Annotated in this window: 17 protein-coding genes; 9 read left to right on the forward strand and 8 right to left on the reverse strand. The window is 74.1% G+C overall.

Annotated elements, in window-relative coordinates; genetic code table 11:
* Positions 1-3249, forward strand: coding sequence for a formate dehydrogenase (gene fdh, locus ACA514_RS34370; protein ID WP_375045429.1), 3249 nt, complete (start codon positions 1-3; stop codon positions 3247-3249).
* A gap of 12 nt (positions 3250-3261) precedes the next feature.
* Here fdh and selD read toward each other — a convergent pair whose 3' ends face one another.
* The 3 genes from selD to selA are packed head-to-tail and all read right to left on the reverse strand — an operon-like array spanning position 3262 to position 7375.
* Positions 3262-4275 carry a selenide, water dikinase SelD gene (gene selD, locus ACA514_RS34375; protein WP_375045430.1) on the reverse strand — a complete coding sequence of 338 codons (1014 nt, stop codon included), beginning with the start codon at positions 4273-4275 and terminating at the stop codon, positions 3262-3264.
* Entirely contained in the window at positions 4272-6032 is a 1761-nt protein-coding gene (locus ACA514_RS34380; RefSeq protein ID WP_375045431.1) for a SelB C-terminal domain-containing protein, read from the reverse strand. Before ACA514_RS34380 ends, selD begins: the two co-directional genes overlap by 4 nt.
* 2 nt (positions 6033-6034) lie before the next feature.
* Positions 6035-7375 (reverse strand): L-seryl-tRNA(Sec) selenium transferase, encoded by a 1341-nt coding sequence (selA, locus tag ACA514_RS34385; RefSeq protein WP_375045432.1) that lies wholly within the window; start codon positions 7373-7375, stop codon positions 6035-6037.
* A gap of 159 nt (positions 7376-7534) precedes the next feature.
* Between selA and ACA514_RS34390 the strand changes: the two genes are divergently transcribed.
* From ACA514_RS34390 to ACA514_RS34400, 3 genes are all read left to right on the forward strand, one after another.
* Positions 7535-8086, forward strand: a complete 552-nt coding sequence (locus ACA514_RS34390) for a MarR family winged helix-turn-helix transcriptional regulator (RefSeq protein ID WP_375045433.1) — start codon at positions 7535-7537, stop codon at positions 8084-8086.
* Positions 8083-8925 carry an EamA family transporter gene (locus tag ACA514_RS34395; RefSeq protein WP_375045434.1) on the forward strand — a complete coding sequence of 281 codons (843 nt, stop codon included), beginning with the start codon at positions 8083-8085 and terminating at the stop codon, positions 8923-8925. The genes ACA514_RS34390 and ACA514_RS34395 overlap by 4 nt, the downstream gene beginning before the upstream one ends.
* Before the next feature lie 270 nt (positions 8926-9195).
* Positions 9196-10494 carry a helix-turn-helix domain-containing protein gene (locus ACA514_RS34400; RefSeq protein ID WP_375045435.1) on the forward strand — a complete coding sequence of 433 codons (1299 nt, stop codon included), beginning with the start codon at positions 9196-9198 and terminating at the stop codon, positions 10492-10494.
* Between the two features lie 22 nt (positions 10495-10516).
* On the opposite strand, the gene ACA514_RS34405 is transcribed toward ACA514_RS34400, so the two are convergent.
* From ACA514_RS34405 to ACA514_RS34415, 3 genes are all read right to left on the reverse strand, one after another.
* Positions 10517-12280 (reverse strand): fatty acyl-AMP ligase, encoded by a 1764-nt coding sequence (locus tag ACA514_RS34405; RefSeq protein WP_375045436.1) that lies wholly within the window; start codon positions 12278-12280, stop codon positions 10517-10519.
* Positions 12281-12312: 32 nt separating this feature from the next.
* Positions 12313-13329: an acyl-CoA desaturase gene (locus ACA514_RS34410; RefSeq protein WP_375045437.1), complete on the reverse strand. Its 1017-nt coding sequence runs from the start codon at positions 13327-13329 to the stop codon at positions 12313-12315.
* Positions 13330-13425: 96 nt separating this feature from the next.
* Positions 13426-14700: a lipase family protein gene (locus ACA514_RS34415; RefSeq protein ID WP_375045438.1), complete on the reverse strand. Its 1275-nt coding sequence runs from the start codon at positions 14698-14700 to the stop codon at positions 13426-13428.
* A gap of 262 nt (positions 14701-14962) precedes the next feature.
* On the opposite strand from ACA514_RS34415, the gene ACA514_RS34420 reads away from it, so the two are divergent.
* From ACA514_RS34420 to ACA514_RS34430, 3 genes are all read left to right on the forward strand, one after another.
* Entirely contained in the window at positions 14963-16666 is a 1704-nt protein-coding gene (locus ACA514_RS34420) for an ExeM/NucH family extracellular endonuclease (protein WP_375045439.1), read from the forward strand.
* Between the two features lie 114 nt (positions 16667-16780).
* Entirely contained in the window at positions 16781-17059 is a 279-nt protein-coding gene (locus ACA514_RS34425; RefSeq protein ID WP_375045440.1) for a hypothetical protein, read from the forward strand.
* Between the two features lie 39 nt (positions 17060-17098).
* A complete protein-coding gene (locus ACA514_RS34430) occupies positions 17099-18106 on the forward strand; it encodes an LLM class flavin-dependent oxidoreductase (protein ID WP_375045441.1) in 1008 nt (335 codons plus the stop codon).
* A gap of 79 nt (positions 18107-18185) precedes the next feature.
* Here ACA514_RS34430 and gabT read toward each other — a convergent pair whose 3' ends face one another.
* Positions 18186-19556 (reverse strand): 4-aminobutyrate--2-oxoglutarate transaminase, encoded by a 1371-nt coding sequence (gene gabT, locus ACA514_RS34435; RefSeq protein ID WP_375045442.1) that lies wholly within the window; start codon positions 19554-19556, stop codon positions 18186-18188.
* A gap of 95 nt (positions 19557-19651) precedes the next feature.
* On the opposite strand from gabT, the gene ACA514_RS34440 reads away from it, so the two are divergent.
* A complete protein-coding gene (locus ACA514_RS34440; protein WP_375045443.1) occupies positions 19652-21148 on the forward strand; it encodes a PucR family transcriptional regulator in 1497 nt (498 codons plus the stop codon).
* Positions 21149-21152: 4 nt separating this feature from the next.
* Entirely contained in the window at positions 21153-22580 is a 1428-nt protein-coding gene (locus tag ACA514_RS34445; RefSeq protein ID WP_375045444.1) for an aldehyde dehydrogenase family protein, read from the forward strand.
* Positions 22581-22619: 39 nt separating this feature from the next.
* Here the strand turns inward: ACA514_RS34445 and ACA514_RS34450 are convergent, their stop codons facing one another.
* Complete coding sequence (locus tag ACA514_RS34450; protein WP_375045445.1) at positions 22620-23702, reverse strand: alpha/beta hydrolase; 1083 nt, start codon at positions 23700-23702, stop codon at positions 22620-22622.
* Positions 23703-23815: the final 113 nt, after the last annotated feature.

A 23815-nucleotide genomic window follows, 5' to 3' on the forward strand; every position in this document is an offset into this window, starting at 1 on the left:
ATGGGCGTCCGCCAGTGGATCGGATCGTGGCCGGTTTACCGGCAGGTGACCGGGGACGATCCGCTGGGCCGCGGGGCCGCCGCCAAGAGCGGGGCCAGCGGGCGGCTGAGGCCGCGGGTGAGCACCGCCGACCAGGTCGTCAAGTCCGTCTGCCCGTACTGCGCGGTCGGCTGCGGCCAGAACGTGTACGTCAAGGACGACAAGGTCGTCCAGATCGAGGGCGACCCCGACTCCCCCGTCAGCCGCGGCCGGCTCTGCCCGAAGGGATCGGCGAGCCTCCAGCTGACGACCGGCCCGGCGCGCGAGCACCACGTGCTCTACCGCCGCCCGCACGGCACCGAATGGGAACGCCTCGACCTCGGCACCGCCATGGACATGATCGCCGACCGCGTCATCGACGCCCGGCGGCACGGCTGGCAGTGGGAGCAGGACGGCAAGCGGACGCGGCGCACCCTCGGGTTCGCCAGCCTCGGCGGCGCCACGCTCGACAACGAGGAGAACTACCTCATCAAGAAGCTGTTCACCGCGCTCGGCGCCGTGCAGATCGAGAACCAGGCGCGCGTTTGACACTCCTCCACCGTTCCCAGTCTGGGAACCTCGTTCGGACGCGGCGGCGCGACCACCTTCCAGCAGGACCTGCAGAACGCCGACTGCATCGTCATCCAGGGCTCGAACATGGCCGAGTGCCATCCGGTCGGGTTCCAGTGGGTCATGGAGGCGAAGGCGCGCGGGGCCAAGCTGGTGCACGTCGACCCGCGGTTCACCCGCACCAGCGCGCTCGCGGACGTGCACGTCCCGCTGCGCGCGGGCAGTGACATCGCCTTCCTCGGCGGGATCATCAACCACGTCCTGTCGAACGAGGCGTACTTCCGCGAGTACGTGCTGGAGTACACCAACGCGTCGGTGATCCTGAACGAGGACTTCCGCGACACCGAGGACCTCGACGGCGTCTTCTCCGGCCTGGACCCCGAGTCGCGCAGCTACGACCCGGGCACCTGGCGGTACGAGGGCCTGGAGATGCAGGCCGCCGCGGGCGAGCGCGACATGGAGTACGAGGACCGTGTCCCGTCGAGGGAGACAGCGCGCGGCGAGTCGCACGGGTCCGGTGGCGCCGCGCTCGGCGAGGGCGACCCCCGCCGCGACCCGTCCCTGGAGGACCCGCGGTGCGTGTTCCAGGTGCTCAAGCGGCACTTCTCGCGGTACACCCCGGAGATGGTGGAGCGGGTGTGCGGCGTCCCGCGCGAGCAGTTCCGGCAGGTCTGCGATCTGGTGACGGAGAACTCCGGGCGCGACCGCACCACCGCGTTCGCCTACGCGGTCGGCTGGACGCAGCACACGGTCGGCGTCCAGTACATCCGGACGGCCGCGATCCTGCAGACGCTGCTCGGCAACATCGGACGTCCGGGCGGCGGCATCCTGGCGCTGCGCGGCCACGCGTCCATCCAGGGCTCGACGGACATCCCGACCCTGTTCAACCTGCTGCCCGGCTACATCCCGATGCCGCACGCGCACGCCCACGAGGACCTGGACGCCTTCATCGCCGCGGAGGCCGCGCGCAAGGGCTTCTGGGGGCACATGCGCTCCTACCTCGTCAGCCTGCTGAAGGCGTACTGGGGGGACGCGGCCACCGGCGAGAACGACTTCTGCTTCGACTACCTGCCGAGGCTGACCGGCTCGCACAGCACGTACGAGACGGTGATGGCGCAGATCGAGGGCCTGTGCAAGGGCTACTTCCTCCTCGGCGAGAATCCCGCCGTCGGGTCGGCGAACGCGAAGATGCAGCGGCTCGGGATGGCGAACCTCGACTGGCTCGTCGTCCGGGACTTCTCCCTCATCGAGTCGGCGACGTGGTGGAAGGACGGCCCGGAGATCGAGACCGGGGAGATGCGCACCGAGGACATCGGCACCGAGGTGTTCTTCATGCCCGCCGCCGCGCACACCGAGAAGGACGGCAGCTTCACCAACACCCAGCGCATGCTGCAGTGGCACCACAAGGCCGTCGAACCGCCCGGGGACGCGCGCAGCGAGCTGTGGTTCATGTACCACCTGGGCCGGATCATCCGCGAGAAGCTGGCCGGCTCCTCCGACGAGATGGACCGTCCGGTGCTCGACCTGACGTGGGACTACCCCACCGCCGGAGACATCGCCGAGCCGGACGCCGACGCCGTTCTCGCGGAGATCAACGGCCAGGACGCCGAAGGGCGGCCGCTCTCGGCCTACACCGAGCTGAAGGAGGACGGCTCCACCTCGGCCGGCTGCTGGATCTACACCGGCTGCCGGGCCGGCGGCGTGAACCAGCCCGCGCGCCGCAAGCCCGGCAAGGACCAGAGCTGGGTGGCGCCCGAATGGGGCTGGGCGTGGCCGGCCAATCGCCGCATCCTGTACAACCGGGCGTCCGCCGACCCGGACGGCAACCCCTGGAGCGACCGCAAGGCGCTGGTCTGGTGGGACGCCGACGAGGGGAAATGGACGGGCCACGACGTCCCGGACTTCATCGCCGACAGGGCGCCCGACTACCGGCCGCCGCGCGGGGCCACCGGATCCGACGCGCTCGCCGGGAACGACCCGTTCATCATGCAGGCTGACGGCAAGGCGTGGCTGCACGTCCCGGCCGGCCTCATGGACGGCCCGCTGCCCACCCACTACGAGCCGCAGGAATCGCCGTTCACGAACCCGCTGTACAAGCAGCAGCGCAACCCCGTCCGGCACCTGCTGGCCCCGCATCCGGCGAACCTGTACCAGCCGAGCGGCGACCAGCCCGGCTCGGACGTGTTCCCCTACGTCACGACCACGTACCGGCTCACCGAGCACCACACCGCCGGCGGCATGTCCCGCTGGCAGCCGTACCTCGCCGAACTGCAGCCGGAGTTCTTCTGCGAGATCTCGCCGGAGCTCGCAGCCGAGCGCGGCCTCGAGCACGGCGGCTGGGCCACCATCGTCAGCGCCCGCGGCGTCATCGAGGCCCGCGTCATGGTGACCGACCGGATGTTCCCTCTGAGGATGGACGGCCGCACCCTGCACCAGATCGGCCTGCCCTATCACTGGGGCTCCAACGGCTACAGCACCGGCGACGCCGCCAACGAGCTGCTGCACCTCTCCTTGGACCCGAACACCCACATCCAGGAGGCGAAGGCGCTCGCCTGCGACATCCGCCCCGGCCGCCGTCCGCGCGGCAAGGCGGCCCTCGCGCTGGTCCGCACCTACCGCGAACGGGCCGGCATCACCGACCGGACCGGCACCGAGGTCTGACCCCGGACCAGGTCAACGGACGAGGAGCGGGTGGTCGGTGGCGGGGATGAGTTCGCCTATGACGGGGTGCTCCGGGAGTTCGGCGGCGACCAGGAGGCCGCCGGAGGTCTGGGCGTCGGCCAGCAGGAGGCGGTCCTCCTCGGCGGTGGCGCCGAAGTCGGTCCGGGGCGCGACCCAGTCGAGGTTGCGGCGGGTGCCGCCGCTGACGTACCCGGCGCGGACGGCGTCGCGGGCGCCGTCCAGGTAGGGGACGGAGGCGGCGTCGATCACGGCGGTGACGCCGGACGCGCGGGCCAGCTTGTAGAGGTGCCCGAGCAGGCCGAAGCCGGTGATGTCGGTGGCGCAGACGGCACCGGCGCCGAGCGCGGCGGCGCAGGCGTCGCGGTTGAGCGCGGCCATGGACGCGACCGCGTGCGGGAACACCTCGCCGGTCGCCTTGTGCCGGTTGTTCAGGACGCCGACGCCGAGCGGCTTCGTCAGCGTGAGCGGCGTGCCGGGCTTGCCCGCGTCGTTGCGGAGCAGGCGGGCCGGGTCGGCGACGCCGGTGACGGCCATCCCGTACTTGGGTTCGGGGTCGTCGACGCTGTGGCCGCCGCCGACGTGGCAGCCCGCCTGCGCCGCGACGTCGAGGCCGCCGCGCAGCACCTCGCGGGCGAGGTCGAACGGGAGGACGTCGCGGGGCCAGGCGAGCAGGTTCACCGCGACGAGCGGGCGGCCTCCGACGGCGTACACGTCGGACAGCGCGTTCGCGGCGGCGATGCGGCCCCAGTCGTACGGGTCGTCCACGACGGGGGTGAAGAAGTCGGCGGTGGCGACGACGGCGGGGCCGCCCGGGGCGTCGGGCAATGTGACGACGGCGGCGTCGTCGCCGGTGTCGAGGCCGATGAGGAGGTCGCCGTTCGGGTGGGCGGGCCCTGCACCACGGCTCGGGGCGAGGCCCGCGACGACGTCCTCCAGCTCGCCGGGCGGGATCTTGCAGGCGCAGCCGCCGCCGTGCGCGTACTGGGTCAGCCGCTTGCCGGTCATGGGGTCCTTTCGGTGCAGCGGCGGCGCAGGTCGTCCACGCGGACGGTGCGGCCCTGGTCGTCGAGGCGCTCCAGCAGCGGGACGGCGACGCGGCGGGTGGTGCCGAGGGCGCGGCGCGCCTCGCTGAGGGTGAAGGGCTGGTCCAGCCTCGCCAGCAGCGCGGCGGCCTCGGCGTCGGCGCCCGGCAGCAGGACGATGCCGTCGGCGATCCTGAGCAGCGCGCCTGCCGAGGCGGCGGCGGCGATCAGCTTCGGGGTGAGGCCGAGCTCGGTGAGCCGTCCGGCGTCGGGGGCGTTGAACGGGGCCTCGGACAGGTCGCGGCGGACGGCGTCGACCGCCTGTCGGACGTGCGCGGGCAGTTCGGGTGCCCTGGCGGTGCCGTAGAGGCGGCCGTCGCGGCGGTGCAGGCCGGTGGCGAGCGCCTCGACGAGGGCGCGGTCGGGCAGGCCGAGGGCGCGGCGGGCGGCCTCGGCGGGCAGGCCGGGGTCGGTCGGGTGCTCTTTCGCGTGTTCCTCGACGGCGTCGTGGAGGCGGCGGCGCAGGTCGTCCCAGTGGCCGGGGTCGGCGAGCCAGTCCCCCGCGACCGGGTCGGACGGCACGGGCACCCCCATCGCGATCAGGTCGGCGCGGCGGACGAGCCCGCGGCGGCGCAGCTCGGCGGCGCCGTCCGGGCGGCCGGTCATCGCGGCCAGTTCCCGCGCTCGCGACGCCGCCGCGCCGCGCCGGGTGAACGGCTCGGGCCGCACGTCCAGCACGGTCACCCCGGCCGCGACGCGATGCCGGCCGGGGTCGCGCAGCAGCGCGACGTCACCGGCGCGCAGCGGCAGCGCACGTTCCAACGCCAGGCGCGCGGTGTCGTCGCCGAGCGCGCGGACGTGCACCGGAACCGCCGCCGACCCCACGTGCAGGACGAGCCGCCGCGGCAGGTCGCGCGCCGGGTCGCCGCGCAGCCGGACGTCGACCAGCTCGGTGGCGAGCCAGCGTCCCGGGGTCAGCAGCGCGTCGCCGCGGCGGACCTCCGCGCCGCCGTGCAGGTTGACGGCCACGCGGGCGACGGCGCCGACCTCGTCCCGCTGCTCCTTCAGGCTCTGCAGGCCCCGCACCCGGACGGTTCCGCCGCCGGCCTCGAGCCGGTCGCCGACGCGGATCGTGCCGGCGCCGAGCGTGCCGGTCACGACGGTGCCGCGGCCCTGGACGGTGAAGACGCGGTCGGTCCAGAGCCGCACGTCGGCGGCCCGGTCGGGGTCGGGAAGCGATCCGGTGAGGTCGCGCAGGGCGGCGCGCAGGTCGTCCAGGCCCTGCCCGGTGGCGCCGCTGACCTCGACCGCCGCGACCTTGCCGAGGGACGTCGCGGCGATGCGGTCGCGGGCGTCGTCGCGGACCCGTCCGGCTGTCGCGGCGTCGGTGAGGTCGGTGCGCGTGACGGCGAGCAGGCCGTGCCGGACGCCGAGCGCGTCGAGCACCGCGAGATGCTCCTGCGACTGCCGCTGCCAGCCCTGGTCGGCGGCGACGACGAACAGCGCGGCGGGCGCGGGGCCGGCGCCGGCCAGCATGGTGGCGACGAGCCGCTCGTGCCCGGGGACGTCGACGAACGCGAGGGCCCCGCCGCCGGGCAGGTCCGTCCAGGCGAAGCCGAGCTCGATGGTGAGGCCGCGGCGCCGCTCCTCCTCCAGCCGGTCGGGCTCCATCCCGGTCAGCGCGCGGACGAGCGTGGACTTGCCGTGGTCGACGTGCCCGGCGGTCGCGACGACGTGCATCCTCACCGTCCTCCCGCCGCGGCGAGCACCGCGCCGGCGACGGCGCCGTCCTGGTCCGGGGGGACCGAGCGCAGGTCGAGCAGGCACCGGCCGTCCTCGACGCGCCCCATGACCGCCGGGGTGCCCTGCCGGAGCCGCGCGGCGTACGGTTCGGGCAGCGACACGGCCGCGCTCGGCAGGACGACGCCGGGCGCGCCGCCGCCCCCGACGGCGGCGTCGCTGTCGACGGCCGCCGCGTCGACGCCCTGCTCGCGCAGGCGCTGGGCGAGGTGGCGCGCACGTTCCCGCAGCTTGTCGACGCCGGCGTGCAGCGCCTCGGCGGTCGGGGTCCGCGGGCCGCGGACGGTGGCCTCCAGCGCGGCGAGCGTCAGCTTGTCGACGCGCAGCGCCCGCGCCAGCGGATGCCGCGACAGCCGCCGCACGAGCTCCTCCCGGCCGAGGAGGAGCCCGCACTGCGGGCCGCCGAGCAGCTTGTCGCCGCTGGCGGTGACGAGGTCGGCGCCCGCCTTCAGCCAGGTGGACGCGTCGGGCTCGTCCGGCAGCAGCGGCTCGGGTCCGAGCAGGCCGGAGCCGATGTCGGCGACGACCGGGACGCCGAGACCGGCCAGTTCGGCGACGTCCGCCGAACGGGTGAAGCCGGTGACGCGGAAGTTGGACGGGTGCACCTTGAGTATGAAACCGGTGCCGGGGCCGATCGCCGCCGCGTAGTCGTCCGGCGAGGTCCGGTTCGTGGTGCCGACCTCCCGCAGGCGGGCGCCGGTCGCGGCGAGCAGTTCCGGGATGCGGAACCCGTCGCCGATCTCCACCATCTCGCCGCGGCTGACGATGATCTCGCGGTCGCCGGCGAGCGCGGTGGCGGCCAGCACGAGCGCCGCCGCGCCGTTGTTCACCACGTGCGCCGCCTCGGCCGCCGGCACCGCCTCCAGCAGCGCGGCCAGCGCGGACCGGCCGCGCCGCGCCCGCGCCCCGGTCGAGAGGTCCAGCTCGACGTCGGTCGCGCCGGACGCCACGAGCATCGCCTCCCGCGCGGCGTCCGACAGCGGCGCCCGCCCGAGGTTGGTGTGCAGCAGCACGCCGGTCGCGTTGAGCACGGGCCGCAGCCCGGCGGCGGTGCCCGGCAGCGCCCCGGCCGCCGCGTCCGCCACGGCGCCGGCCGGGATCTCGCCCGCCCGCGCGCGCCGCTGCGCCGCGACGACCGCCGCCTTCACCACGCCGCGTCCGAGCCGCGCCGCCGCTTCGGTGAGCCGCGGATCGGCCAGCAGTACGTCCGTGCGCGGGATGCGCCGCCGCCCGTCCTCTCCGCCGGATGGCGCCGCTGGAACCGGTGCGGGCTCACGATCCATTCAGGCGACCTCCATGGCGGGCGGCGGGACGCCGGTACGGCACACGAGACCAGCAACCACTACCCCGCAGGCCCGCGTGCAAAACGACCGCGCCCGGTCGTTCCGGCGCTTCCCGCAGAAGGGTTGCGCCGGCCCCGCCGCGCTTGTTATGCATGAGTCATGCATGATCGTCTCGCGAACCTGCTCGGCGCCGCCTCGCTGGCGGTCACCGACCTCGTGCTGGCCGAGGCGACCCGGGCCGCCGAGGTGAGCGCCAGCGGCGCCGGCGCCCTGGTCGTGCTGGCGGGCGCGCCCGGCCTCGGCGTCACCGAGCTGGGGCGGCGGGTCGGGCTCACCCAGTCCGCGGCGGCCCGCATGCTGGACGGGCTGGAGGCCGCGGGGTTCGCCCGGCGCGACCGCGGCCCCGGCCGCGCCGTCCGCGTGCGGTTGACGACGGCCGGCGAGAGGGCGGTGGACGCGATGCTCACCGCGCGCGGCACCCCGCTCGCCGCCGCCCTGTCCGGCCTGGACGCCGGCGAGCGCGACCAGCTCGCGACGCTCCTCGGCAAGCTCCTGACCCGCCTGTACGCCGAGATCGGCGACGCGGACGTCATGTGCCGCCTGTGCGACCGCGCCTGCTGCACCCGCGGCGCCGTCTGCCCCGTGGGGCAGGCCGAGCGCGACGCCCACGCGGGCGGGGCAGGCGGTGAGACGAGCCCGGAGCCGTCGTGACGGGGCCCCTGCTCGCACTCGCGTCGGCGCTCTGCTACGGCATCGCCGACGTCACGGGCGGGCTGCTGTCGCGGCGCGCGGATTTCCGCGCGGTCGCATTTCTCGGCCAGATAGGCGGGCTGATCTGCGCCGTCGCGGTGGCCCTCGCCGTTCCCGTCCGGGAATTGATGTGGCAGGACGTCGCGTGGGGCGCCCTTTCCGGAATCGGGACGGGAATCGCCATGGTGTTCCTGTACCGGGGCATCGGCCAGGGAACGATGAGCGTGGTCGTTCCCGTCAGCGCGGTCGGCGGTGTCGCGCTTCCCGTCCTGGTGGGCGTGGCGTTCCTGGGCGACCGGCCCTCCCTCACCGCCTGGGCGGGGATCGCGGTGGTGCTGCCCGCCCTGTGGCTGGTCTCCCGATCGCGGTCGGACGAGCGGGACCGGGTCCGGTCGGCCGTCGTCAACGGGCTGGTGGCGAGCGCCGGGATCGGCGTGCAGTACCTCGCGCTCGCGCGGGCCGGGCACGACGCGGGCCTGTGGCCGGTGGCGGCCGGACGCGTCGCGGCCGTCCTGGCGATCGCGCCGATGGCGCGGGCGCACACCCGCCGGCTCCCGGGCAGGGCGACGCCGCCGGGGGCGCTCGCGACCGGCGCCGTCGCGGCGGCGGCGCTCGCGTTCTACCTGCTCGCCACCAGGGAGCAGCTCGTCGTCATCGCGGTGGTGCTGTCGTCGCTGTATCCGGTGGTGCCGGTGCTGTGGGGCGTCACCGCGCTGCGCGAACGGCTGTCGGCCGGGCAGGTGGCGGGTCTCGCCGCCGCCGGCGCGGCCGTGCTGCTCCTCACGCTGCCGCCGCCGTAGGCGTCGAAGCGGTCACGGAATCCGGCGAAGACCTGACGGCGGGAGCGATCCCGGCGGTAATCTTCCAGCCGCCCTTTCCACGAAAAACAACAAAACACGACCGCGTTTCTTGTGTTTTCCTGCCCAAAACCGCTCGTCTTCGCCTTCCGCTGCGCGAAATCAGTCCGTCTCGCACCAAACAAGGGGGCGGCTTGTCACTCCTGTGAGTGTCGCGGGTGCCGCGGGATATCTAGCCTGGCGGCCCGGGTGTCCGCTCATGGAGGTGACACTTTGACGGAGCTGCACGAAGGGTCCACCGGGACAGACGACCTGTCGGCCCAGCCCTGGCGCGACGTCCCGCGCGAGGAGGCGCAGTGGATGCGCCCGCACCTTCCGGATCTGGTCGACACCATGGTGGAGGGGGTGCTGCGGAACGTCCCCGAGTACGGCCGGCCGGACGATCCCGTCTACACCGAGGTGATCCGGGACGCGGTGGCGCAGGGCATGGGCCACTTCGTGCAGATGATCGCCGACCCCGACACGCCCTGGCGCGAGGTCCACCAGCTCTTCTTCGACATCGGGTACGGCGAGGCGGTCGAGGGGCGCAGCCTGGAGCACCTGCAGAACGCGCTGCGCGTCGCGTCCCGGACCGCCTGGCGGTACCTGTCGCGGGAGGCCGACCGGCTGAAGAAGCCCCGCGAGCTGGCGATCGCGCTGACCGAGGTGAACTTCGCCTACCTGGACCTGCTCGCCTCGGCCGCCGCGCAGGGGTACGCGCGGGCGCGGGAGAAGGCGGCCGGCGAGCGCGAGCAGCGCCGCGCCCGGCTGCTCGGCCTGCTGCTGTCGGCCCCGCCCGCGCCCCGCGACGTCATCGCGGAGCAGGCCGGGCTGGCGGGCTGGCCGCTGCCGGAGCGGATCGCGATGATCGTGCTGGACCCGCGCCCCGGCACCGGCGGCGAGGGCCCGGCGGGGCTGCCGCCGTTCCTGCTGAGCGGCGTCGACCGCAGCCGCCCCTGCCTGGCGATGCCCGACCCGGACCGGCCCGGCGGGCCCGACCGGCTCACCGCCACGATCGCCGGCTGGACGGGCGCGGTCGGCCCGTCCGTGCCGCTGGAGGAGGCCGCGGTGTCGCTGCACTGGGCGCACCGGACCCTCGACCTGATGGCCGCCGGCCGGCTCGGCGGCGCCGGCGATCCGGCCGGCCCGCCGGACCGGCCGCCCGGGCGGGCCCGGCGGGGCGCCGCGGCGGCCGGGCGGCTCGTCCGCGCGGACCGGCACCTGCCCGAGCTGCTGCTCCAGGAGGGCTGGTCGCTCGCGGAGGCGACGGCGCGGCGCCGGCTCGCGCCGCTCACCGAGCTCGGCCCGCACCGCGGCGGGCGGCTGGCGACGACCCTGCTCGAATGCCTCAAGCACGGGTTCAACGCCACCGACGCCGCCGAGGCGCTGTGCGTGCACCCGCAGACGGTCCGGTACCGGCTCGCGCAGCTGCACGACCTGTTCGACTACGACATCGAGGACCCGGCGCTGCGGCTGGAGCTGATGCTGCTGCTCCCCGTCTGGCTGCGCGACGCCGACGACGGGGAGCAGTGACCCTCCTCCTGCACGGCGGCGGCTACTCCTCGCGGGCGGGCACGGTCACGTACGGCAGCGTGCGGTCGAGGTAGGCCTGCCGGCACGCCGAGCGGGCGATCTTGCCGCTGCTGGTGCGCGGGATGCCGCCCGGTTCGATCAGCACGAAGTCGTGCACGCGCAGGTCGTGCTGCTGCTTGACGGCGGTCCGCACGGCCTGCGCGACCTCGTCCACGTCCAGCAGCGCGATCGGCACCCGGCGGTTCCGCTCGGCCACCACGACCAGGCCCTCGGTGTCGCCGGTGTCGACCGACACCGCCGCGGTGTACTCGCGGCGGACGCCCTTGTGCGCGTTCGACACGGTGAACTCGATGTCCTGCGGGTAGTGGTTGCGGCCGTCGACGATGACCAGGTCCTTGATCCGGCCGGTGACGAACAGCTCGCCGCCGTGCAGGACGCCGAGGTCGCCGGTGCGCAGCCACGGCCCGCGCGGCAGGTCCCCGACGTCGTCGCCGGCCAACTCGGCCTGGAACGTCTCCTTGGTCGCCTCCGGACGCCCCCAGTAGCCGGCCGCGACGTTCGGGCCGTGCACCCAGATCTCGCCGACCGAGCCGTCCGCCTTCCGCTCGCCCGTCTCGGCGTCCACGATGATCGTGTGCTGGCCGAACGACGTGCCGCACGCGATCAGCTGGATCGCGCCGGGCGCGTCCGGGGCGCACGGCTCGGCGGTGCCGCGGCGCAGCGCCTCGTGGTCGAACGCGGCGCGGGTCGGCTCGCGGAACCGCGACGACGCCGACACGTACACGGTCGCCTCGGCGAGGCCGTACGCGCACACCTGCGCCTCCGGCTTCAGCCCGCAGTCCTTGAACGCCTCGTAGAACCCGGTGAGCGTGCTCTCCCGGATCGGCTCCGCGCCGTTCATGAACACCTGCACGCCGCTGAGGTCGAGCTTCGCCTTCTCCTCCGCGGTGACCTGCGCGGTCAGGTACTCGTAGGCGAAGTTCGGGCCGCCGGTGAAAGCGTGCTTCTGCTGACTGAGCAGCTCCAGCCACCGGACGGGCCGCATCACGAACGCCACCGGGTCCATGATCACGCCGGGGTTGCCGTAGACGAGCGGCAGCGCGACCGTCGTGACCAGCCCCATGTCGTGGAACACGGGCAGCCAGTTCACGCCGGACGACTCGCGCGGGATCCCCTCGAACGTGCGCCACAGTTGCTCGGCGTTCGTGGCGAAGTTCCCGTGCGTGATGATGACGCCCGCCGGGGTCCGGGTCGACCCGGACGTGTACTGCAGGTAGGCGACGTCGTCGGGATCGATCGGCTCCGGCGCCCAGTCGAGCGAGCCGTCCACCTCGTCCGCGACGATGATCTCCGCGGGCTCGCGGACGCCGTCGCCCGCCAGGAACGTCCGGACGGCCGGCAGCGACGCGCTCGTGGTGATGACGACGTCGGGCTCGGCGTCCTGGTAGACGGCCAGCAGCCGGTCGCCGTGGCCGGGCAGGTCCGGGGAGAACAGCGGGACGCCGATGACGCGGGCGTACATCGCGCCGAGGAACCCGGTGACGTAGTGCAGGTCCTGCGGGGCGAGCAGCGCGACGCGCCGCCCCGGCGAGGTGGCGCGGCGGATCGCGGCGGCGATCGCGCGGGCGCGCCGGTCCAGCTCGCCCCAGGTGACGTCGGTGGCGACGCCGTCCGGGTCGGTCATGTAGTCCATGAAGGTGTAGGCGCGGTCGTCGGGGAAGTCCTTGGCGAACCGGGCGAGCCGCTCGATCAGCGGGGTGCGGTCGAGCGCGGGGAGTTCGGTCATGCTGAGAAGGCTCCTGGTACGGGAGGGACGAGTCAGGAGGAGACGGCGGCGTCGGCGACCGGCTCGGCGGCCGGGGCGCCGGCGGGCTCGGCGGCGGGTTCACCGCGGCGGACGCGGCGGTTCTCGAGCCGCTCGTAGTCGGGCCAGCGGACGTCCCAGACCCAGCCGAGCCGCTCGAAGAGCCAGATGACGCGGGCGCTGATGTCGATCTGGCCCTTCAGCACCCCGTGCCGCGCGCAGGTGGGGTCGGCGTGGTGCAGGTTGTGCCAGGACTCGCCGAACGACGGGATGGCCAGCCACCACACGTTGCGGGCCTTGTCGCGCGTCCGGAAGTCCTCGTTGCCGAACACGTGGCAGATCGAGTTGATCGAGAACGTGACGTGCTCGCCGACGAACACCCGCATCAGCCCCGCCCAGAACAGCGCGGTGACCGCGCCGTGCCAGGACCAGGTGAGCAGCGCGCCGAGCCCCATCGGGACCAGGAACGTCGACAGCACGATCAGCGCGTAGACGGGGTCGAGGGACAGGAACCGGATGTCCTTGTCCCTCAGCAGGTCGGGCGCGAACTTGCTGCGGGACGTGCGGTCCTTGCTGAACAGCCAGCCCACGTGCGCGTGGTACAGCCCCTTGGTGAGGCCCCACACGCCCGGCCCGTACGCCCACGGGGAGTGCGGGTCGCCCTCCTGGTCGGAGTACTTGTGGTGGCGGCGGTGGTCGGCGACCCACCGGACGACCGACCCCTGCATCGCCTGCCCGCCGAGGATCGCGAGCGCGATCCGCAGCCACCTTTTGGCCTTGAAGCCGCCGTGCGTGAAGTGCCGGTGGTAGCCGACCGTGATCCCGAGGGCGTTGAACGGGTAGAGGAGGGCGAAGATCGCGATGTCCGTCCAGCCGATCCCCCACCCCCACAGGAAGGGGACGACGGCCAGAAACCCGATGATCGGGGCGGCCACGAACACCACGACCGCGATGCGCTCGGGCAGCGGCACGGTGCCGGAGATGTCCGGCTGCGGAGTTCTGCTGCCGGCGTCGGCGACACCCGCTGTCATTGCGGACTCCTTAGAGACGAGAGTGCGGAGGCCCCGCCCGCCGGTGCCGGGCGGCCGGTCGTGCCGGCCGCCCGTCCCCGCGGGCGGGGCGCTGGTTCAGCAGTTGCTCTGGGCGGGCTTGCCGGCGAACCGGTCGCCGAGGAAGTTCGTCACGTCCCCGGCGGCGCCCCAGTCGGTGGACAGGTGCTCGGTCGGATAGGTGTTCTTCCAGGTCGTGTTGATGCCGGCCGCGCAGTAGGCCGCGCGGGTGCCGTCCTCGGTCTCGTGCGGGATGATCTCCTCGAGCCAGCCGCGGTACTGGAACACCGGGAAGCCGATCTTGTACTTGGCGGTGGAGGACGCCGGCCCGATGTCGGTGCCGAGCTTCTGCCGGTCGACGACGTCGCCCCAGGTGGTGCCGTCCGGGCCCTTGAGCGCGTAGATCTGGTCGAGGGACAGGCCCTGCTTGGAGAAGTTCTCGACCTTCGCGCCGAGGAACACCGCGAGCGTCCCGTACAGGCAGTTGGCCTTGACGTCCTTGATCGCCTGGACGCCCTTGTCGTTCATCAGGTCGTCGAACGGCATCTCCGGGTAGGCGGCGTGCAGGCCGACCAGCGCGTCGGCGAGGAACCCGGCGAACAGGCTGCCGTTGAGCTGCTTGGCGGTCAGCTTCAGGTCACCGGGCACGCCGCCCGCCGCCGCGCCGACCACGTTCAGCTCCGGCGCGTACGACGCGGCGAGCTGCGCGCCCCACAGCGCGGCGGCGCCGCCCTCGGAGTAGCCGGAGATGCCGACCTTTCCGTCCGGCCTGAGCGTTCCGCCGGGGATCTGCCGGGACGTGCGGACGACGTCGAGCAGCGCGTGCCCCGCGTTCGCGCCGATCATGTAGGTGTGCACCTGGCCGTCGAGGTAGCCGACGCCGTCGGTGGCGGCGACCGCGTATCCGGCCTTCAGCATCAGCTGCAGGTTGCCGCCCTCGTACATGTCGACGTACTGGCCGGCGAGCTGCTTGGAGAACGCGCACTGCAGGCCGGAACCGAGGGTGCCGGGGTTGAAGGCGACCGTCGGCCGCGACCCGCCGCCCTTCCATTCGGCGTCCGGGACGGCGACCGTGCCGGACACCGCGATCTTCTGCCCCTTCGCGTCGGTCGAGACGTACCTGACCTTCCAGGCGTGCATCGGCAGGTCGCCGGGGATGTTGGTCAGCTTCGCCGGACGGCAGGCGAGCAGGTCGCCCGGGTTCCCGGTCACCGCCGCGGAGGCCGCGTAGATCTGCGCGTCCGTGGCGTCGCAGCCCGGCGGCGCGGCCTCGGCCTGCGCCGCGGGGAGCACCGCGGGCACGGCCAGGGCGGCCCCCAGCGCCGCGGTGGTGAACAGGGTCCGAAGTCGCATTCCTCACTCCTGGGGTGGGTCCGGAAAGTGAATGCTGATGACTGTCCCCCACGGGCGCCGCGCCGTGGAATGAAGTCGCCTCACAGGGTCGCGGGCCCTGATTAGCAACCAAGTCAAAAACGGCGGCCCCGTCCGGGGCCGCCCCGCGCCGTCCCGCCCGCGGGTCATGCGCCGTCCCCAAGTGCGACAAGCCATTGCAAATTGGTGGAGTCTTCATTAACGGTTCGCCGGTTCGGGGCGGCCGGGCCGTACCGTCCCGCGCATGCGCCGAACAGCAGCAGCACTCGCGACCGTCCTGGCCGCCGGCATGGCCGTGAGCACGGCCGCCGGCGTCGGGCCGGCCAGCGCGGCGGAGCCGCGGACCTGCGGCACTCCCGCCACCCACCAGATCGCCGAGGTGCAGGGCACGGGCGGCACCTCGCCCCTGCGCGGGCAGACCGTCCGCGTCGAGGGCGTCGTCACCGGCGACTTCCAGGCCGCCGACCAGCTCAAGGGCTTCTTCGTCCAGGACCCGACGCCGGACGACGACGCGCGCACCTCCGACGGGCTCTTCGTCTACTCCACCGAGGAGGTGAAGCCGGGCGACCGCGTCCTCGTCACCGGCAAGGCCACCGAGTACAACGGGCTCACCGAACTGTCGCCGGCCACCGCGGTCGACGTCTGCGGCCGGGGCAAGGTCCAGCCCGACAACGTGCGGCTGCCGCTGGAGGACGGCGCGAACCTCGAGCAGTACGAGGGCGAGCTGCTCCGCTTCCCGCAGAAGCTCACCGCCACCGAGACCTACCAGCTCGGCCGCTACGGCGAGATCACCGTCTCCGCCGGCGGCCGCCTCTTCCAGCCCACCGACGGGCACGGCTCCACGCAGGCGGACAACGACGCGCGCCGGCTCCTGGTGGACGACGGGTCGAACGTCCAGGACCCGGCGACGATCCCGTACACCGACCCGCGCGTCCTGCGGGCCGGCGACACCACGGCCGGGCTGACCGGCGTGCTCACCTACCAGTTCGGCGCCTACGCGCTCCAGCCGACCGAGTCGGCGCACTTCGCCAACGACAATCCCCAGCCGGACAAGCCGCAGCCGGTCGGCGGCGACGTCCGCGTGGCGAGCTTCAACACCCTCAACTGGTTCACCACGCTGAACCAGCGCGGCGCGAACACCGCCGAGGAGCGCGAGCGGCAGCTGGCCAAGCTGGTCGCCGCGCTGAAGGGCCTGAACCCGGACGTCGCCGGGCTGATGGAGGTCGAGAACAACGGCGACACCGGCGCGCTGAAGGCGCTGGTCGACCGGCTGAACGAGGCCGTCGGCGCCGGGACCTACTCCTGGGTCGAGAACCCGAACCCGGGCACCGACGCGATCCACGTCGCGATCATCTACAAGCCGGCGAAGGTGACGCCCGCCGGCGCGGCGCACTCCTCCGACCAGCCGGTGTTCGAGCGCCCGCCGCTCGTCCAGGCGTTCCGGCCGGTGGGCGGCGGCGCGGCGTTCACGCTGATCGTCAACCACTTCAAGTCGAAGGGCTGCACCGGCGCGACCGGCGCCGACACCGACCAGGGCGACGGGCAGAGCTGCTTCAACGCCCGCCGCGTCACCCAGGCGAAGGCGATCGCCGCGCTCGCCGCGCAGGAGGAGAACCCGCTGGTCGTCGGCGACCTCAACAGCTACACGGCCGAGGACCCGATCAAGGCGCTGACCGGCGCCGGGCTGGTCGGGCAGACCGAGCGGTTCGTCCGGCCCGAGCAGCGCTACTCCTACGTCTTCGACGGCACGTCGGGCGAGCTCGACCACGTGCTGGCCGGCGCGGCGCTGTCCCGGCGGGTGACGGGCGCGACGATCTGGCACGTCAACAGCGACGAGCCGACGTTCCTCGACTACAACACCGAGTACGCCCAGCCGCGCTTCTACCGGCCGGACGCGTTCCGGTCCTCCGACCACGACCCCGTCCTGATCGGCCTGCGCCTGCGCTGAGATCCCGGGCCCGGACGTCCGATCACCGGACGCCCGGGCCCTTTTCGCCGCCGTTCGCGGAGCGTATGATCCAGGTCACACTTTCCTTGATCGGTGCTAGTGAACGGTGCGCGCATGAGCGAAACAGCCCCCCGTCTGGCGTTCGGCATCGGGCCCGACGGGTCGTACACGCGGGGCGGGCAGGCGGCCGCGTTCATCCTCGGCCTGTTCACCACGATCGCGTTCCTGCCGCTCGTCGTGGTCGGCGCCCTCCTGTACACCAAGGCCGAGGCGACCTTCCCGGCCGACGCCGACCGGGCCCGCAGGCTGGTGAACTGGTCGTGGGCCAGCATCTCCGTGCCGGTCGTGATCGGGGCGGCCGTCTCCGTGATCGTGGCGGCCGGGCAGCTCTGACCGGGAAGACGGCGGGGCCGGAGCGGGTTTGCACTGTCTATGAGCATTCCGTTCTCCGTCCTCGACCTGGCGCCCGTGGTCAGCGGCTCCAGCTCCGGCGACGCGCTGCGCAACACCCTCGACCTGGCCCGGCGCACCGAGGGGCTCGGCTTCCACCGGTACTGGCTGGCCGAGCACCACACGATGCCGGGCATCGCCAGCTCCGCGACCTCGGTGCTGATCGGCCAGGTCGCGGCGGCCACGTCCCGGATGCGGGTCGGGTCGGGCGGGGTGATGCTGCCGAACCACGCGCCGATGGTGGTCGCCGAGCAGTTCGGGACGCTGGAGGCGCTGTTCCCCGGGCGCATCGACCTCGGCCTCGGCCGGGCGCCCGGCACCGACCAGGCGACCGCGCGGGCGCTGCGCCGCTCCGCCGACGCGCTGTCGGCGGACGACTTCCCCGAGCAGGTCATCGAGCTGCGGAACTACTTCGCCGAGGACAGCACGGTGACGCCGGCGGCGGGCAACGAACCGCCGGTGTGGCTGCTCGGGTCCAGCGGGTACAGCGCGCGGCTGGCCGGGCTGCTCGGGCTGCCGTTCGCGTTCGCGCACCACTTCAGCGCGGAGAACACGCTCCCGGCGCTGGCGCTGTACCGCGACTCGTTCCGCCCGGGGATGCTGGACGAGCCGTACTCGATGATCGGCGTGTCGGTGACGGCCGCGGAGTCCGACGATCGGGCCCGCGAGCTGGCGGCGCCGCAGGCGCTGGCGTTCCTGCGGCTGCGGCAGGGCCGCCCCGGGAAGATGCCGACGCCGGAGGAGACCGCCGCGCACCCGTACACGCCGCTGGAGCGCCAGATGATCGACTCGCGGCTCGGCGACCAGGTGATGGGCGGCCCGGACACCGTCCGGCGGCAGCTGGACGCGCTGATCGAGAGGACCGGCGTGAACGAGGTCATGGTCACCACGCAGATGTTCGACCACGCCGACCGGATCCGCTCCTACGAGATCGTCGCGGAGCTGTACGACCTGAAGACCGTCGAGCCGCCCGCCGTCAGCGTGCTCTGACCCCGAAGCCGAAGGGAGCGGTCCCGGCGTTGGCGCGAAGACCGCCGGCGCCGGGCGCCGGCGGTCTCCCGGCAGGGGGCTAGCCCGCGAACGCCTCCTCGATGACGTCCAGGCCCTCGTTGAGCAGGTGCTCGGGGATGACGAGCGGCGGCAGGAAGCGCAGCACGTTCCCGTACGTCCCGGCGGTCAGCACCAGCACGCCCTGGGCGTGGCAGCGGCGCGCGATCTCCGCCGTCAGCTCCGGGTCGGGGTCCTTCGTGCCGGGCCTGACCAGCTCCATCGCGATCATCGCGCCGCGTCCCCGGACGTCCCCGATCGCCTCGTGCTTCTCCGCGAGCGCGCGCAGCCGGGGCAGCATGACCTCCCCGATCCGGCGGGCGCGCTCGGTGAGCTTGCCCTCCTCGATCTCCTCCAGCACCGCGAGGGCCGCCTCGCAGGCGAGGGGGTTGCCGCCGTAGGTGCCGCCGAGCCCGCCGCCGTGCACCTTGTCCATGATGTCGGCGCGCCCGGTGACGCCCGCCAGCGGCAGCCCGCCCGCGATGCCCTTCGCCGTCGTGACCAGGTCGGGGACGATGCCCTCGTGCTCGCAGGCGAACATGTCGCCGGTCCGCGCGAACCCCGTCTGCACCTCGTCGGCGATGAACAGGATCCCGTTCGCGCGGCAGAACCCGGCGATCGCCGGCAGGAACCCGGGCGCCGGCTCGATGAACCCGCCCTCGCCCTGGATCGGCTCCAGCAGCACCGCCGCCACATTCGACGCGCCGATCTGCTTGGTGATCTGGTCGATCGCCTGCGCCGCCGCCTCCGGACCGCAGTTCTCCGGCCCGGTCGGCCACCGGAACGGGTAGGCGAGCGGCATCCGGTACACCTCGGGCGCGTACGGGCCGAACCCCTGCTTGTACGGCATGTTCTTCGCGGTCAGCGTCATCGTCAGCAGCGTCCGGCCGTGGTAGCCGTGGTCGAACGCCACGACCGCCTGCCGCCCGGTCGCGTACCGGGCGATCTTGACGGCGTTCTCCACCGCCTCCGCGCCGCTGTTGACCAGGATCGACCGCTTCTCGTGGCCGCCCGGAGTGATCCGGTTCAGGTTCTCGCACACCGCCACGTACGACTCGTAGGGCGCGACCATGAAGCAGGTGTGGGTGAACCGGTCCGCCTGCTCCTTCACCCGCGCGGCGACCCGCGGATTGGCGTTGCCGACGCCGGTCACCGCGATGCCGGAGCCGAGGTCGATCAGCGAGTTGCCGTCGACGTCGACGACCACCCCGCCGCCCGCGTCCGTCACGTACACCGGCAGCACGCTGCCGACGCCGGGCGCCACCGCCGCGGTGCGGCGCTCCTGCAACTCCCGGGACCGCGGCCCCGGGATCTCGGTCACGACGCGTCGCTCCTGCGGCAGGCGGTGCTCCTGCGGCAGGCGCTCGCCGCCGCTCAGATCTTGGCTGGTCATGGCGCGAACATAAGCCGAACGCCCCCTACGATGAACCGTACGGGACGGCGAAATCCCGCAAAAGATTTGGACGTGCTGAACACCAGGGGGTGCGCGTGCCGCCGACACTGGCCGCCGTGGCCGCCCTCCCCCAGCTCGGTCTGCGCTCCCTGACCGGCCCGCTCCCGGACGCCCCCGTCGTGTGGGTCGCGGTCAGCGAGCTGGAGGACCCGACCCCGTTCCTGGAGGGCGGCGAGCTGGTCCTCACCACCGGCATGCGGCTCACCTCCGGCGGCGCCGCCGGCTACGTCGACCGGCTGGTCGGGCGCGGCGTCGCCGGGCTCGGCTTCGCGGTCGGCGTCATCCACCCCGGCGTCCCGCCCGAACTGCTCGCCGCCGCCCGCGACCGGGGCCTCGCGCTGCTGGAGGTGCCGCGCCCGACGCCGTTCATCGCGATCGGCAAGGCGGTCTCGCGGATGCTGGCCGCCGAGTGGTACGAGGACGTCACCCGCGCGTTCCAGGCCCAGCGCGAGCTGACCCGCGCCGCGCTCACCGGCCCGGCCGCGCTCGTGGCGCGGCTGGCGCGGCTCCTCGGCGGCTGGGCGCTGCTGCTCGACGCGTCCGGCGCCGTCCGGCACGCCGAGCCCGCCGCCGCCCGCGACCGCGCCGCCGCCCTGGCCCCCGAGCTGGCCCGGCTGCGCCGCCGCCCCGCCTCGGGGTCCTCGCCGGCGAGCATGGCGCTCGCCGTCCCCGACGACCACATCGTCCTGCAGCGGATCGGGCTCGGCGGGCGCCCGCGCGGGTTCCTCGCCGTCGGGACGCACGCGCCGCTCCCGCACGTCGCGCACACCATCGTCGGCGCGGCCGTCGCGCTGCTGACGCTCCAGTCGGAGACGCCCCGCACCGGGCGGGACGCGCGGGCCGCGCTCGCGGCGCTGCTCGCCGGACGCCCGGCCGCCGGGCCCGCGGTGCCGGACGGACCCGTCCGCGTGCTGGCCTGCGCGGGCGGCGGCACCGTCCTGGACGCGCTGGAGTCCGATCCGGCCGGGGAGCGGTGCCTGGCGGCGCCGCTGGCCGGCGGCACCGCCGTGATCGTCCCGGACGACCTGGCCGGTCAGGTGACGACCCTGCTCACGGCCACCGGCCCCATCGGCATCAGCGGCCCGGCCGCCGTCGAGGACGGGCGGGCCGGTGCCCTCGCCGGAGCGCTCCGGCAGGCGGAGGACGCGCTCGCGGCCGCGCGCCGCGCCGGGCGTCCCGTCCTGCACCACGCGGACCTGCCGGGGCAGGGCGTCCTCGGCCTGCTGGAGCCCGCGGCGGCGCGCGCGTTCGCCGCCGCGCTGCTCGCGCCGCTGCGTGCCGAAGGCCTGGTCGGAACGGTCCGCGCCTACGTCGCGGCGAACGGGCAGGGCGAGGCGGCGGCGCGGGCGCTCGGCGTGCACCGGCACACGCTGCGGTCCCGGATGCGCAAGGCCGCCGAACTGCTGGACCGCGACCTCGACGACCCGGCCGTCCGCGCGGAAATGTGGATCGCACTGGCCGTGACGGACAACGAGGACGGCCCGATTGGCCGTCCTGGAGACTCCCCATCCGGCCCGCCGGAGATAGCGTGAGGTCATGAACGTGACCCCATTCTGGCTGGCCGGTCGCCCCGAGACCGGTGACGGTGAGCTGACCGTTACGCACCCCTACGACGGCCGGGTCGTCGGGACCGCCGCCGTGCCGACGCCCGCACAGGTGGAGGAGGCGGTCGCGGCGGCCGACGCGGTCCGCCGGGAGGCGGCGGCGCTGCCGCTGCACGTGCGCGCGGACGCCCTCGCGCACGTGTCCGCGCGGCTGGCCGAGCGCGCCGAGGAGGTCGCCCGGCTGATCACCGCCGAGAACGGCAAGCCGCTGCTGTGGGCGCGCGGGGAGGTGGCCCGCGCGGTCTCCACGTTCCGGTTCGCCGCCGAGGAGGCCCGCCGGTTCAGCGCCACGACCCAGCGCCTGGACACCGACCCCGCCGCGGAGGGCCGGATGGCCTACATCACCCGCGTGCCGAAGGGCCCGGTGCTCGGCATCTCGCCGTTCAACTTCCCGCTGAACCTCGCCGCCCACAAGATCGCCCCGGCGATCGCGGCGGGCACCCCGATCGTGCTGAAGCCGGCGCCCGCCACGCCGCTGTCGGCACTGCTGCTCGGCGAGCTGCTCGCCGAGACCGATCTGCCCGCCGGGATGTTCTCCGTCCTGCCGGTCCCGAACGACCGCGCCGCCGCGCTGGTGGACGACCCGCGGCTGCCGATCGTGTCGTTCACCGGGTCCGTCCCCGTCGGCTGGGCGATCAACGACCAGGTGCCGCGCAAGCACGTCACCCTCGAACTCGGCGGCAACGGCGCGGCGGTCGTGCTGCCGGACGCCGACCTCGACTGGGCCGCCAAGCGGATCGGGCTGTTCGCCAACTACCAGGCCGGGCAGAGCTGCATCGCCGTCCAGCGCGTCTACGTCGACCGGTCGGTGTACGAGGAGTTCGTGCCGAAGCTCGTCGAGCAGGTCGGCTCCCTCGTCACCGGCGACCCGTGGGACGACAAGACCCAGGTCGGCCCGCTGGTCAGCCAGGACGCCGCCGAGCGCGTCGAGGCGTGGGTGGACGAGGCCGTCGCGGCGGGCGCGAAGGTCCTCGCCGGCGGCGTCCGCGAGGGCGCGACCTACGCCCCGACCGTCCTCGCCGACGTCCCGGCCGACGCCAAGGTGTCGCGCGAGGAGGTCTTCGGCCCGGTCATGCTCGTCCAGCCCGTCGACGGCGTGGACGAGGCGTTCGCGCTGGTCAACGACTCCAAGTTCGGCCTGCAGGCGGGCGTGTTCACGCGCAACCTCGACATCGCGTTCCGCGCCCACCGCGAGCTGGACGTGGGCGGCGTCGTGATCGGCGACGTCCCGTCCTACCGCGCCGACCAGATGCCCTACGGTGGCGTGAAGGACTCCGGCGTCGGGCGCGAGGGCCTGCGGTCGGCGATGGCCGACTACACCGAGGAGAAGGTCATGGTCTTCACCGGCCTGCCCCTCTGACCCCCGCCCGGGCTCGGCCTCACTTGGTGGGGCCGGGCCTCACCCGGTGGGGCCGGGCCCGCCTGCGCGCGCGGACGCCTCGGACAGCCGCAGCCCGGTCCGCAGCGCGCCGGCGGCCTCGGCGAGGGCCTCCTGGAACCGGCCGCCGAGCCCCCACATGTTCGCGAACCCGTGGATCAGGTCCTCCTGCCGCCGCAGCGCGACCGGCACCCCGGCCTCCGCCAGCCGCTTCCCGAACGCCTCCCCCTCGTCGCGCAGCGGGTCGAACCCGGCGGTGACGAGGTAGGTGGCGGGGAACCGGCTCACGTCCCCGGCCAGCAGCGGCGACGCCTTCGGGTCGGTGCGCCGCTCCACGTCCGGGCAGTAGTGGTCGCTGAACCAGACCATGTCGGCGTCGGTCAGGTAGAACCCGTCCGCGAACAACTCCCGCGACCGGCGCCGCACCGACATGTCGGTGGCCGGGTAGAACAGCAGCGCGAAGTCCGGCCGGCGCTCGGCGAACAGCCCGGTGACCGCGGCGAGGTTCCCGCCCGCGCTGTCGCCGCCGACCGCGATGGCGCCCGGGTCGGCGCCGAGCACCGCCGCGTTCTCCACCGCCCACGCGTACGCCGCGAGCGCGTCGTCCGCCGCCGCCGGGAACCGGTGCTCGGGCGCGAGCCGGTAGTCGACCGACAGCACCCGCACCTCCGCGTTCACCGCCAGGTACCGGCAGACCGAGTCGTGGGTCTCGATGTCGCCGATCACCCACCCGCCGCCGTGGAAGAACACCAGCAGCGGCGACCCCTCCGCCAGCCCCTTCGGGGTGTACAGCCGCGCGGGGATCGCCTCCGCGGCGGTCAGGTCCCGCGTCAGCACCGGCCGCTCCGGCACCCGGTCGATGTACTGCGCCCCGCGGGCGAGCCCCTGCCGCGCCTCCGGCACCGTCCCCGCCGGCCCGGCGAGGCTCGCGCCCTCCAGCCGCGTCATCAGCAGGAGCAGCTGCGCGTCCAGCGAGAGCCGCTGCCCGTCCCGCACCACCGGCCGGCCGGCGATGACCCGCCGCACCGGGTCCGGCAGCGCGAACACGGCGCGGAGCACGGCCCCCGCGACGGACGGCGGAACCATTTCGGTGAGCTGCGGCATCGATCCTCCAACCACGCGGACATTCCGGACACCGTACTCCCGGGTAGCCCTCGCGCGGCAGCCCCAAGCGACCCGTGAGCGGGCGGCCCGAGGCGGCTGGAGACTTGCGGCGC

It is taken from the genome of Actinomadura sp. NTSP31, from assembly GCF_041951385.1.
GTDB classification, from domain to species: Bacteria; Actinomycetota; Actinomycetes; order Streptosporangiales; family Streptosporangiaceae; genus Spirillospora; species Spirillospora napierensis.

Coding starts and splice junctions, on each gene's coding strand:
- ACA514_RS34425 (WP_375045440.1), top strand. CDS start 16,781: ATGAGCGAAACAGCCCCCCGTCTGGCGTTCGGCATCGGGCCCGACGGG.
- ACA514_RS34450 (WP_375045445.1), bottom strand. CDS start 23,702: ATGCCGCAGCTCACCGAAATGGTTCCGCCGTCCGTCGCGGGGGCCGTG.
- ACA514_RS34410 (WP_375045437.1), bottom strand. CDS start 13,329: ATGACAGCGGGTGTCGCCGACGCCGGCAGCAGAACTCCGCAGCCGGAC.
- ACA514_RS34405 (WP_375045436.1), bottom strand. CDS start 12,280: ATGACCGAACTCCCCGCGCTCGACCGCACCCCGCTGATCGAGCGGCTC.
- gabT (WP_375045442.1), bottom strand. CDS start 19,556: ATGACCAGCCAAGATCTGAGCGGCGGCGAGCGCCTGCCGCAGGAGCAC.
- ACA514_RS34430 (WP_375045441.1), top strand. CDS start 17,099: ATGAGCATTCCGTTCTCCGTCCTCGACCTGGCGCCCGTGGTCAGCGGC.
- selA (WP_375045432.1), bottom strand. CDS start 7,375: ATGGATCGTGAGCCCGCACCGGTTCCAGCGGCGCCATCCGGCGGAGAG.
- selD (WP_375045430.1), bottom strand. CDS start 4,275: ATGACCGGCAAGCGGCTGACCCAGTACGCGCACGGCGGCGGCTGCGCC.
- ACA514_RS34445 (WP_375045444.1), top strand. CDS start 21,153: ATGAACGTGACCCCATTCTGGCTGGCCGGTCGCCCCGAGACCGGTGAC.
- ACA514_RS34380 (WP_375045431.1), bottom strand. CDS start 6,032: ATGCACGTCGTCGCGACCGCCGGGCACGTCGACCACGGCAAGTCCACG.
- ACA514_RS34390 (WP_375045433.1), top strand. CDS start 7,535: ATGCATGATCGTCTCGCGAACCTGCTCGGCGCCGCCTCGCTGGCGGTC.
- ACA514_RS34420 (WP_375045439.1), top strand. CDS start 14,963: ATGCGCCGAACAGCAGCAGCACTCGCGACCGTCCTGGCCGCCGGCATG.
- ACA514_RS34415 (WP_375045438.1), bottom strand. CDS start 14,700: ATGCGACTTCGGACCCTGTTCACCACCGCGGCGCTGGGGGCCGCCCTG.